The sequence below is a fragment of the Enterococcus ureilyticus genome (assembly GCF_001730315.1).
Classification (GTDB): domain Bacteria; phylum Bacillota; class Bacilli; order Lactobacillales; family Enterococcaceae; genus Enterococcus_L; species Enterococcus_L ureilyticus.
In genome coordinates, this window is sequence record NZ_MIKC01000003.1 from 91,796 (window position 1) to 103,133 (window position 11,338).

Genomic DNA, 11,338 nt, shown 5'->3' on the forward strand with positions numbered 1-11,338 from the left:
ATAAAAAAAGAACTGAGGCATAACTCTATGAGTTTTCCCTCAGTTCTTTAAATTTCGAACGAATCTCGGATCGATTCAACGTCTGTCCGAACCTCTATTAATCTGGTCTTTTCAAGTCAAATAATCCGTCGATATGAGCATAGGTATTACCAGCTAAACGGGCAATTGGATTAAAGGCTTTAGGTAAAATATATTCAGTTTCTTTATCAAAAATCGCTTCATCAAAATAGAAATCTGTTATTTCTACAATAAACAAATCAGTAATAATTTGATCTTCGTGATTTTTGATAGGAACATACTGGTAGAGACGTGCTTCCATTCGAATCGGTGCTGCTTTGATGCCAGGAACAGCAACTGATTTACTTGGTATCGTTGCTATCTTGTTGATAATGATTTCACTCTGATCAGCCTTCAAAGAGGCAGCTGTTTGATTCATCGACGCGACAACTTGATCATTGACTAAATGAATCACAAGTTCTTTAGTCGCCAGAATATTTTGGGCGGTGTCTTTTATTTCGCCGTTTCTTCTAATAATTGATAATGTTACTAATGGGATATCAGAAGCTGCAGCATTAAAAAAACTGAAAGGAGCAGCGTTGATCGTTTGAGTTTTATCATTCAATGTTGTGACCCATGCGATTGGGCGTGGAATGATACTGCCAGAAAGAAATTTATAGGCTTGTTTTGCTGATAAATTGTTTGTCGGGTAATGCAGCATTTTTCTTCTCCGATCCATTGTTTTTAACGTGCTTTATTTGCATCAGAAGTATCAAAAGGACGTACAAATTCTTCGATTTCTTTGCGTTTTCCTTCTAAAAATGGTGGTAAAGCTAATTTTTCACCTGCAGCCTCGTAGGTTTCATCTTCTAAGAAACCAGGACCATCAGTTGCTAGTTCAAATAAAATATGCGGAGCAGCTCTGAAATAATCAGATTTGAAGTAGAAACGTTCAACAAATCCGGAATTAGGGAATTGAAGCTGATTGATTTTATCGATCCAAAAGCGCAAAGCTTCTTGATCTGCAACACGAAGAGCTAAGTGATGGACATTACCAAAGCCTTCTTGCGCATCAGGCAAATCATCACGATGTTCAACGATAATACTAGCACCATTGCCACCTTCTCCTACTTCAAATAAATGGAAACGACCTTCGGCATCAATCAGCTTAAATCCTAAAACGCCTACTAAAACACGTTGCATATGGTCAAAATCTGCTACGGTTACAAAAACAGGTCCCAATCCAGTTAAGGCATGCTCAGCAGGAACATCTGTTTTTTTCCATGCCGTGCCACTAGCAACACCTTGATTGTTTTCATCTGAAACCAATTGATATCTTTGATTATCAAAATCTTCGAATTCTAGATATTTCTTGCCGAAACGTTCTTGAATTTCGCCATGATCGATTTGATGTTCGTTAAAGCGGGTGACCCAGTAATCTAAAGAAGCATCATTTTTTACTCGGAACGATGTGTGAGAAATTGAGTTGGTTCCTTTAGTTCCTTTGGGAATCCCAGGGAAATCAAAAAATGTCATGTCTGTACCGGCAGAACCAAGGTCATCTGCAAAAAATAAATGATACGTTTCAATATCGTCTTGGTTAACAGTTTTTTTGATCAGTCGTAAACCTAGCAGATCAGTGAAAAAACGATAAATCTTTTCTGCACTTGATGTCATGGCTGTAACATGGTGAATTCCGCGAATTTGTGTATTCATAATATAAAACCTCCGAATTGATAATTATTTTTATTTAACTTACTAAAAGTAAGTTTACATCTAAACTAATAAATAAGCAACCTTTTTTACTTTTCCTAACTATTGATAGAAAGATTAAAGAGGAGTACTATAAGATTACGAAGCTGTTAAAGAAGGTAGGGAGAATAATGGAAGAGAAAAAAACATTTCATGTCAATGGCTACATTGCATTGGTAGTATTGGTTATTTTACTTGTGATTGGTAGCTATTGTCTGTATATCGGGGTAATAGATGAACGCTTTAGTATGATCACGATCGGTATGGTGTTATGGGTGATTTCTGCGCTATTTTTAAGCTCGCTAACGATCGTTAGTCCCAATCAAGCCAAAGCCATTTTATTTTTTGGACAATATCTCGGCACGATCAAGGATAATGGTTTATTCGTCACAACGCCATTAACACAAAAAATCAATGTTTCGTTAAAGGTACGCAACTTCAATAGTTCATTGTTAAAAGTAAATGATTCTGATGGTAACCCAGTTGAAATTTCTGCTGTGGTGGTATTTAAAGTAGTTGATACAGCTAAAGCGTTGTTTGACGTTGATCGTTATCAAGATTTTGTAGAAATTCAAAGTGAAACTGCGATTCGTCACATTGCGACACAATATCCATATGATACGTTTAATGAAGACGACCTCACTTTACGTGGCAATACCAATGAAGTTTCAGAAGAAATGGCAAAAGAACTTCAAGAACGCTTAGCAGCAGCTGGCGTTGAAGTGATCGAAACCCGTTTGAACCACCTTGCATATGCGACTGAAATTGCAAGTGCGATGTTGCAAAGACAACAAGCCAAAGCCATTCTATCTGCGCGGCAAATCATTGTTGAAGGTGCGGTATCTATGACTCAAATGGCGTTAGAACAAATTGAAGATGGACAGGAAATCAATTTCACAGACGATCGCAAAGTTCAATTGATTAATAATCTGCTAGTATCAATCATTACAGATAAAGGAACGCAGCCGATAATCAACACTGGAGATGTTCATGAACGATAAACAAAAGAAAGTGAGCCTGGTATGAGCTATAAAACGATTTTATTTGATTTGGATGGCACGATCACGGACTCTGGTGAAGGAATTATGCACTCTGTCGTTTATGCCTTAAAAAAAATGAAGGTAAAGATACCTGATCAAAAAGAATTATATTCGTTTATTGGTCCGCCATTAACTGATTCATTTAAACGACTCTATCATTTCGATGACCTAAAAGCGAGCTTGGCAGTGGAGTATTATCGTGACTATTATCAAAAACAGGGAATCTATGAAAATCACGTATATGCAGGAATTTCTGAATTATTGATTAACTTGAAAGCTGCTGGCTGCACTCTTTATATTGCAACATCTAAACCAGAGATTTATGCTAAACAAATTTTGACTCATTTTGATTTAAGCAGTTATTTCGATGGAATTTATGGCGCAAGTTTGGATGGCGGACGGTCAAGAAAAGGAGATGTTATTCAGTATGCACTAAAGAAGTCTGCAATTACTCACTTTGAAGAGACACTGATGGTTGGTGATCGCAGTCACGATATAATTGGGGCTAAAGAGAATAGACTAACTAGTATTGGTGTGTTGTATGGCTTCGGTGACCAAGCTGAGTTGGAACTTGCAGGTGCTGATTATATTGTTGAAACCCCTAAAGAGATTGAGAAAATAATTATAAACAATTAATGACAAAAGAGCGTTATGAGACTAAATGAACAGTATGACAGAAGCAATTTTTCTGTAACATGCTACTGTTTGATTCTCAAAACGCTCTTTTTTAAAATTATTCATTACTCCTTTGATAATCTGGGTAAAGTCTAATCAATCCATGAAAGAAACATATTCAACTATTATAAAACAATAAGCCTTTTTTTATTATTTGGTGAAAATGATGAGGTATTCTCAAATATTTTAATGAAATGCTTATAAATTGATAAAAAAAAACCCTTTCTTCGGTTATAATTAAGTTCAATAAATCACATGAAGGAGAGTCTTATGAGTAAAACAAAAACAGTTATTGTCGGTGCCAATCATGCAGGAATTGCTGCTGCAAACACATTGTTGGATGCGTATCCAGATCAAGAAGTCGTAATGATCGACCGTAATACAAACCTTAGTTATTTAGGTTGTGGGACAGCGCTATGGGTAGGACGTCAAATTGAATCTTACGAGAATTTATTTTATACAAACAAAGAAGCATTTGAAGCCAAAGGTGCTAAAATTTACATGGAAACAACAGTAGAGCGTATTGATTTTGAACAAAAAACCGTTTTTTGTAAAAAGCATAATGGTGAAGAATTTACAGAAACCTATGACAAACTGATTTTAGCAACAGGATCAGCACCTATCAATCCTAACATCCCTGGAAGAGAGCTGAAAAATGTCGAATTTCTAAAACTTTTCCAAGACGGTCAAACTGTGGATGCAGCTATGGCTAAAGAAGAAGTTCAAACAGTTGCTGTGATTGGCGCAGGCTACATTGGTGTTGAGATTGCTGAAGCGGCGAAACGGCGTGGTAAGAAAGTTTTACTATTCGATGCAGCGGACAGATGTCTACCAAACTACTATGACAAATGGTTCACAGATGATATGGATAAAGTTCTAGCTGATAATGGCATCGAGCTTCATTACAATGAATTAGCTAAAGAATACAAAGGAACTGAAAAAGTTGAATCTATCGTCACAGACAAAGGAGAATATGCTGTCGATCTAGTTATCAATGCAATTGGTTTTAGGCCAAATAACGGATTAGGGAAAGACCACTTGGAATTGTTCGCTAATGGTGCTTACTTAGTGGATCTACACCAACAAACAAGTGATCCCGATGTTTATGCAGTAGGAGATTGTTCAACGATCTTCTCAAATGCTGTACAACAAACAACGTATATTGCTTTAGCGACAAATGCTGTTCGTTCAGGAATCGTTGCCGCACATAATGTTGGCGGGACACCACTAGAATCCATCGGTGTTCAAGGCTCAAACGGCATTTCAATTTTTGGTTATCATATGGTTTCTACAGGATTAACGGTTCAAGAATCTGAAAAATTAGGCTTGAAAATAAAATATACTGAATTTGAAGATTTACAAAAACCTGGCTTCATGAAAGAAAACAACAACGTAAAAATTAGAATCGTATATGAAGAAGAGTCTCGTCGAATCGTGGGTGCTCAGATGGCTTCTTATGAAGATATCTCAATGGGAATTCACATGTTCTCCTTAGCAATCGAAGAAAAAGTCACGATCGATAAATTGAAATTACTAGATATTTTCTTCTTGCCGCACTTTAATCAACCCTATAACTATATTACAATGGCGGCACTTAGCGCTGAATAATCATGTTTTAGAGGCTGGGGACATAAGTCCTTAGCCTTATTTTAAACGTTTGAGAGAAAAAGCAAATCTTACAAGTTGGTGACTTTTTTCTAAAAAAGTTTAAATTTAAAAAGCTTTCATGTATAATAGTTAAAGTTAACGAAGATACATAAGAAAGTAAGGAGGATTTGTTTTGGCAGAAGATAACCAAAATAATCAAGATCATTCCAAGTCTTCATTCAAAGATCAGGTCTTGCGTTCTTTGCGGGGAGAAGAAATAGGCAATGATGATTCAGCTTCTTCTGAACACAATGCTCAGAACTTATCGCACAATAACGAAGCAGAATATAATCAAGTAGACCATGTTCAGTCTCATAAACAGGAAGAATCAATACCATCAGAAGAAATATATTCAGTAGGTTCTCGTAGTGCAGAACATCATGCAAAACAAAATGAACAACCAGATTTTGCTGCAAAACCAGAACTGGAAAAGCATCAAGGTCCTAAAAATGAAGAATCGAATAAACGTACTAGAAAGAAAGAAGATCGAATCGTCAGCCGAATTGTATTGATTGTTGCCTCTGTGTTGATATTGGTGATCGCAATTTTTGGATTCACGTTCTATAAGTATGTTGATGCAGGTCTACAGCCGCTAGACAAGAAGAATTCAAAATTAGTTCAAGTGCATATTCCAGAAGATTCATCCAATAAGAAAATCGCGAATATTTTAGAAGAAAGCAAAGTGATTAAAAGTGGCTTAGTTTTTAACTATTATGCAAAGTTTAAAAATCTAACTGATTTTCAGGCTGGATACTATCAAATGTCGCCAGATATGACATTAGATGATATCGGTGCACTTTTAAGAGAAGGCGGAACAGCTGAACCAACCCAGCTTGCCGATGGCAAAGTCACAATTCCAGAAGGCTTTGATATTGAGAAAATCGGAGAGGCAATCGAAAAAAATACCGATTTTAAGAAAAATCAATTTATTGAATTGATGAAAGACCAAGCATTTTTTGATTCGATGAAGGAAAAATATCCGGAATTATTGGCAAGCGCAGCTGAAGCAAAAGATGTCCGTTATCGTTTGGAAGGCTACTTATTCCCAGCAACCTATGACTACTATAAAGAGTCTAAGTTAGAAGAGTTTGTTGAACAAATGATCGCTAAGTCTAATAGTGTGATGGAGCCCTTTATTCCAATGGTCCATGCAAAAGGGATGACAGTCCAACAAGTCTTGACATTAGCATCATTAGTAGAAAAAGAAGGGGTGAAAGAAGAAGACCGCAAGAAAATTGCCCAAGTTTTCTTTAATCGCGTAGCAGCGAATATGCCGTTACAATCTGATATTTCGATTTTATATGCTCTAGGTGAACACAAAGAATTAGTCACATATAAGGATTTAGAAGTCGATTCACCCTACAATCTTTATAAAAATACAGGGTATGGTCCAGGACCTTTCAATAGCCCTAGTGAACAAGCAATCAACGCTGTCTTAAATCCAGCACCAAATAATTATCTCTATTTTGTTGCAGATATCTCAACTGGAAATGTTTATTTTGCTGAAACGTATGAAGAACATCAAGAGTTTGTAGATAAATATGTGAACAATACTGATACTGAAAAAAGTGAATAGCTTATAAATTTGCGTATTATATTACGAGCCAACCTATTATTTAGGCGGCTCGTTTCGCTTTACTATAGAATAGGTGGATTATGATCCAAAAGAAATACTTTAAGAATCATCTGTTAAAAAAAGTTTAGCAGATTTATAAAAATTAAGTGAATATTATTTACAATTTGCTTAAAGCGTGGTACTCTTTTGTGGATTGAAAGCGGAATTTTTCAATGAAGATAAAAATAAAACATTGTAGTAAGTTAAGAAGGAGAAATTAACATGGTAGAAAAAGTATTTCCGATGACACTTGAAGGAAAAGAAAAATTAGAACAAGAATTAGAAGAACTAAAAACAGTTAAGCGAAAAGAAATCGTTGAACGTATAAAAATTGCAAGAAGTTTCGGTGATTTATCAGAAAACTCTGAGTACGAGTCTGCTAAAGATGAACAAGCATTTGTGGAAGGAAAAATCACTACATTAGAAAATATGATTCGTTTTGCACAAATCATTGATAATAATGGCGTCGATTCTGATGAAGTTTCGATTGGGAAAACTGTAACATTTATTGAATTACCTGATGGCGATGAAGAAGAATATACTATCGTAGGTAGCGCAGAAGCAGATCCTTTTTCAGGTAAAATTTCAAATGATTCACCAATTGCACAAGCATTAATTGGTAAACGATTAAACGATCAAGTCGCTATTGCAACTCCAGGTGGAGATATGCAAGTCAGAATTACAAAAGTCGGTTAATAAAACAATCAATAAGAACAAAGGGCGAGCCAAAGCTATCATTAGTTTTGACTTGCCCTTTAAACCTGAATAAATTATAGAGGGACTCTTGTCTGTATTTAAAATTAGGGCTAAAGTCCTATAGCAAAATGAGGCTTTAGCAACTAACATTAGCATGGGAATCAAGGTATACTAATTTCATAGGAAGGGGGATTATAATGAATAACCCATGGCGTTTTTTTATCGTAGTAGAAGCATTACTTTTTATATTAGCCTTATGGCAAATTATACATAACCCAGGTTTAGTAGTGGTATTAGTATTAGGTATCTTGAGTGCAGTTTATGCACTTAAAAAAGTACATCGCAGTAATTTCAATAATTTCCAGTTAGTATTGGGGATCATTTTGATTTTGATAGGAGTAATGAATAGCCCGGCATTTTGGTTGATGTTGGTTTTTGGTGTTTTATTTATTGGTCTAAAAGGTGTTGAAATCGCAGGAGTTGATATTACTCAACGAGCTCCGTGGCGAAAGAAACAAATGATCATGGTAGAAACAACGAATGTCGAACCTAAAAGCGGTCGCCGCTTTAAGCGTCCTTGGTTTGCCAATGAACGTATCGGGAGTAATGTTTATGAATGGGATGATATCAATATAGACGTGCTTTCTGGGGATACGATCGTTGACTTAGGCAATACCTTATTACCTAAAGATGATAGCATCATCATTATCCGCAAAGGCTTTGGCCGAACTAGAATTTTAGTTCCTCTTGGGGTTGCAGTTATGCTAGAACATTCGACATTTTATGGAAATGTTAATTTTGAAGAAGAAAAATATCATTTAAAAAATGAATCATTAAAACTCTATAGCCATGATTATGACACAAATAATCGCCGCCTAAAGATCATCACCAATACATTAGTCGGAGATTTAGAGGTGATCCGCGTATGATGGGGAAGATATCCAGACAGATGCTTTCACTATATGCCGCATGTAGTACGTTTATTGTCGTTCTACTCACTCTGTTCTCTTATTTTCATTCAATCAAACAAAAAAATTGGATGTTGGAATTACTTCAAAGGAAAGTATTTTATATTCCTTTGATTTTCCATATGCTCTTGATCTCACTGTTAGTGGGATTATCAACATTTCTACTCGTATCTATTGTACAAAAAGCACAATATGGTAGAATTGAAGAAAAACTTCGTTTGTTAGCTCGAGGCAGTTACGAAAATCCTGTCATTACTAAAAGCGTACCACATGCGAGCAATGATCAATACATCGGCGAAGTCGATCATGATATTTTCAAAATTCGAACGAAATTATTGGAAATGTCAAAAGAATTGCAATTATTGAATAGTCGTCCACAAATCATGGATGGAGAGACAAAAGAGGAAATCTTAGAAGCGGAACGTCATCGTCTAGCTAGAGAACTTCATGATTCTGTCAGTCAGCAGTTATTTGCTGCGATGATGATGTTATCTGCTTTGAATGAACAAGCCCAACGTAGTGATACGCTAGAGATGTTCCGTAAACAATTGGTAACTGTAACCGATATTATCAACGCCTCTCAATCTGAGATGCGTGCTTTGCTGCTTCATTTACGTCCTGTGAGCTTAGAAGGTAAGAGTTTACGTAAGGGAATTGAACAATTATTAAAAGAATTACAAACGAAAATCAAAATCGAATTGACTTGGGATGTTGAGGATGTTCATTTAAATAATAGTATCGAGGATCATTTATTCCGAATCGTACAAGAACTATTATCCAACACGCTTCGTCATGCAAAAGCAAAAGAACTTGAGGTATATCTTCATCAAGTAGACAAAAATGTTCTGTTGCGTTTAGTCGATGATGGTGTCGGTTTTGATATGAGTGAAAATGATAATAAGGCTGGAAGTTATGGCTTGAAAAATATTCGCGAACGTGTAGCAGGTATGGGCGGTATCGTGAAGATCATCAGTTTTAAAGGACAAGGGACAAGTGTTGAGATCAAAGTGCCTGTAATAAAGGAGGAAATGATAAGTGATCAAAGTAATGTTAGTGGATGACCATGAAATGGTGCGATTAGGAGTATCCTCATATTTGTCGATTCAAGAAGATATTGAAGTCGTTGGAGAAGCGGAAAATGGTCAGATCGGTTATGAAAAAGCCCTCGAATTACGACCAGATGTGATTTTAATGGATTTAGTCATGGATGTGATGGATGGGATCGAATCAACAAAAGCAATTTTAAAAGATTGGCCCCAAGCCCGTATCATTATTGTGACTAGTTTTATTGATGATGAAAAAGTCTATCCAGCCATTGAAGCTGGTGCTGCGGGCTACCTATTGAAGACCTCTACGGCACATGAAATTGCCAATGCCATACGTGCTATTGCTAGAGGTGAACGTGTGTTAGAACCAGAAGTAACGACTAAAATGATGGAACGCTTAACGAAAAAGCAAGAGCCAGTTTTACATGAGGATTTGACGAATCGTGAGCATGAAATTTTAATGTTGATTGCCAAAGGTCGTAGTAATCAGGAAATTGCAGATGAGTTATTTATTACGCTAAAAACAGTTAAAACACATGTCTCGAATATCTTAGCAAAACTAGATGTTGAAGATCGTACACAAGCGGCAATCTATGCATTTCAGCACGGTTTAGCAAAATAAAAAATAGACAACTACGGGTGAATAAGGCAATCTTGTTCACTTTTTTTAGTAGTAAAATAAGTACTCAGCAGTAACAAATAAAGTAGAAATAGTACGTACAACACGGAATGATTTACTGTTTCTGTTCAATTAGCTATCTGTTTGTTATACTTAAACTAAATCTAATGCTAGGAGAAATAAACATGAAGCAAAATTTTGCAATTATTGGTCTAGGAAGATTTGGCGGCAGCATTTGTCAAACGTTGATCGAGTCAGGTCAAGAAGTTTTGGCGATTGATAGTAATGAAGACCGAGTAAATGAATACATGAATATAGCAACCCACGCAGTTGTAGCAAATGCGCAAGACGAAGCAACATTGCGTTCTTTAGGAATTCGTAACTTCGATCATGTCGTTGTTGCAATCGGTGAAGATATTCAAGCGAGTATTTTAGTCACTTTGATGGTAAAGGAAATGGGTGTTCCAAACGTTTTAGCTAAAGCCGTGAATGAGTACCATGCCAGAGTATTAGAAAAGATTGGAGCTGACTTGGTTGTTCATCCTGAAAGAGACATGGGCATCAGAGTAGCACATAAATTAGTTTCTCGAAATATTTTAGACTATATCGAACTATCAAATGAAGTATCATTAGCAGAGGTTCGCGTATCAAACCCTAAATTTTATGGCAAAACACTGGGGGACTTGAATTTTCGTCAACGCTTTGGCTTGACCGTAGTGGCCATCCGCCGCTCAAAATCAGAAGTAATTGCCTCGCCAGCAGCTGAAGAGATGGTACGAGAAAATGATAACCTATTGGTAGTTGGCGAAACAGACGATGTTGATTTGCTGGATGAAAAGATGAATGAGTAAGGTCAAGCACTTTATTCTCTGAAAGACAAACTCTGTGCTAAAATAACAAGAGTGATAACTAGCTTTCATGTTAGGAGGAAATTGCAGATGAAATTAACAATTACGCCGCGTGCGCAACAATGGTTCAAAGAGGAAGTCGGTGTTACCTCGGATAGTGGTATTCGTTTTTACGGTAAAATTTACGGTAAGACAGATGTCCATGAAGGGTTTTCTATAGCCATGTCAGTAGAAGCGCCAGATCAACCACTAGTCAAAGAAGAGATTGAAGGCATTACTTATTTTATTGAAGAAACGGATGATTGGTTTTTTAAAGGGTATGATTTATTAGTGGATTATGATGAAGACAAAGATGAACCGAAATACAACTTCGCTGAAAATAAAGAAGATTTGAAACAATAAAAAATCAGCTTAGCTGGATGAAGTAAATTTTCA

At 36.3% G+C, this 11,338-nt stretch carries 12 protein-coding genes; 10 read left to right on the forward strand and 2 right to left on the reverse strand.

The window, feature by feature from the left end:
- Positions 1-97: 97 nt before the first annotated feature.
- Both BCR24_RS02870 and BCR24_RS02875 read right to left on the reverse strand, forming a co-directional pair.
- A complete protein-coding gene (locus BCR24_RS02870; RefSeq protein ID WP_069639060.1) occupies positions 98-718 on the reverse strand; it encodes a flavin reductase family protein in 621 nt (206 codons plus the stop codon).
- 23 nt (positions 719-741) lie between these two features.
- Positions 742-1,713: a ring-cleaving dioxygenase gene (locus BCR24_RS02875; protein WP_069639061.1), complete on the reverse strand. Its 972-nt coding sequence runs from the start codon at positions 1,711-1,713 to the stop codon at positions 742-744.
- A 167-nt stretch (positions 1,714-1,880) separates the two neighbouring features.
- Here BCR24_RS02875 and BCR24_RS02880 point away from each other — a divergent pair, with 167 nt between their 5' ends.
- The 10 genes from BCR24_RS02880 to BCR24_RS02925 all read left to right on the forward strand — a co-directional run bounded on the left by BCR24_RS02880 (position 1,881) and on the right by BCR24_RS02925 (position 11,305).
- Positions 1,881-2,750, forward strand: coding sequence for an SPFH domain-containing protein (locus BCR24_RS02880; RefSeq protein ID WP_069639062.1), 870 nt, complete (start codon positions 1,881-1,883; stop codon positions 2,748-2,750).
- Between the two features lie 21 nt (positions 2,751-2,771).
- Positions 2,772-3,425: an HAD family hydrolase gene (locus tag BCR24_RS02885; RefSeq protein ID WP_069639063.1), complete on the forward strand. Its 654-nt coding sequence runs from the start codon at positions 2,772-2,774 to the stop codon at positions 3,423-3,425.
- A 309-nt stretch (positions 3,426-3,734) separates the two neighbouring features.
- On the forward strand, positions 3,735-5,072 hold the full coding sequence (gene nox, locus BCR24_RS02890) for a H2O-forming NADH oxidase (RefSeq protein WP_069639064.1): 1,338 nt from the start codon (positions 3,735-3,737) through the stop codon (positions 5,070-5,072).
- 172 nt (positions 5,073-5,244) lie between these two features.
- Positions 5,245-6,687, forward strand: a complete 1,443-nt coding sequence (mltG, locus tag BCR24_RS02895) for an endolytic transglycosylase MltG (RefSeq protein ID WP_069639065.1) — start codon at positions 5,245-5,247, stop codon at positions 6,685-6,687.
- A gap of 261 nt (positions 6,688-6,948) precedes the next feature.
- Positions 6,949-7,422, forward strand: a complete 474-nt coding sequence (gene greA / locus BCR24_RS02900; protein ID WP_069639066.1) for a transcription elongation factor GreA — start codon at positions 6,949-6,951, stop codon at positions 7,420-7,422.
- Between the two features lie 197 nt (positions 7,423-7,619).
- Positions 7,620-8,351: a cell wall-active antibiotics response protein LiaF gene (liaF, locus tag BCR24_RS02905; RefSeq protein ID WP_069639067.1), complete on the forward strand. Its 732-nt coding sequence runs from the start codon at positions 7,620-7,622 to the stop codon at positions 8,349-8,351.
- Entirely contained in the window at positions 8,348-9,451 is a 1,104-nt protein-coding gene (locus BCR24_RS02910; protein ID WP_069639068.1) for a sensor histidine kinase, read from the forward strand. The genes liaF and BCR24_RS02910 overlap by 4 nt, the downstream gene beginning before the upstream one ends.
- Complete coding sequence (locus tag BCR24_RS02915; RefSeq protein WP_069639069.1) at positions 9,426-10,058, forward strand: response regulator; 633 nt, start codon at positions 9,426-9,428, stop codon at positions 10,056-10,058. The genes BCR24_RS02910 and BCR24_RS02915 overlap by 26 nt, the downstream gene beginning before the upstream one ends.
- 182 nt (positions 10,059-10,240) lie before the next feature.
- The gene (locus BCR24_RS02920; protein WP_069639070.1) at positions 10,241-10,906 is read left to right on the forward strand and encodes a potassium channel family protein; all 666 of its coding nucleotides are present in this window, start codon (positions 10,241-10,243) and stop codon (positions 10,904-10,906) included.
- A gap of 87 nt (positions 10,907-10,993) precedes the next feature.
- Complete coding sequence (locus BCR24_RS02925) at positions 10,994-11,305, forward strand: HesB/YadR/YfhF family protein (RefSeq protein ID WP_069639071.1); 312 nt, start codon at positions 10,994-10,996, stop codon at positions 11,303-11,305.
- The last annotated feature ends 33 nt before the right edge of the window (positions 11,306-11,338 follow it).

What these genes read in the sequence shown, in the direction of transcription:
- BCR24_RS02885 (WP_069639063.1), top strand. Translation starts at nt 2,772, where the DNA reads ATGAGCTATAAAACGATTTTATTTGATTTGGATGGCACGATCACGGAC.
- BCR24_RS02910 (WP_069639068.1), top strand. Translation starts at nt 8,348, where the DNA reads ATGATGGGGAAGATATCCAGACAGATGCTTTCACTATATGCCGCATGT.
- BCR24_RS02875 (WP_069639061.1), bottom strand. Translation starts at nt 1,713, where the DNA reads ATGAATACACAAATTCGCGGAATTCACCATGTTACAGCCATGACATCA.
- BCR24_RS02925 (WP_069639071.1), top strand. Translation starts at nt 10,994, where the DNA reads ATGAAATTAACAATTACGCCGCGTGCGCAACAATGGTTCAAAGAGGAA.
- greA (WP_069639066.1), top strand. Translation starts at nt 6,949, where the DNA reads ATGGTAGAAAAAGTATTTCCGATGACACTTGAAGGAAAAGAAAAATTA.
- BCR24_RS02880 (WP_069639062.1), top strand. Translation starts at nt 1,881, where the DNA reads ATGGAAGAGAAAAAAACATTTCATGTCAATGGCTACATTGCATTGGTA.
- BCR24_RS02920 (WP_069639070.1), top strand. Translation starts at nt 10,241, where the DNA reads ATGAAGCAAAATTTTGCAATTATTGGTCTAGGAAGATTTGGCGGCAGC.
- BCR24_RS02870 (WP_069639060.1), bottom strand. Translation starts at nt 718, where the DNA reads ATGCTGCATTACCCGACAAACAATTTATCAGCAAAACAAGCCTATAAA.
- nox (WP_069639064.1), top strand. Translation starts at nt 3,735, where the DNA reads ATGAGTAAAACAAAAACAGTTATTGTCGGTGCCAATCATGCAGGAATT.
- liaF (WP_069639067.1), top strand. Translation starts at nt 7,620, where the DNA reads ATGAATAACCCATGGCGTTTTTTTATCGTAGTAGAAGCATTACTTTTT.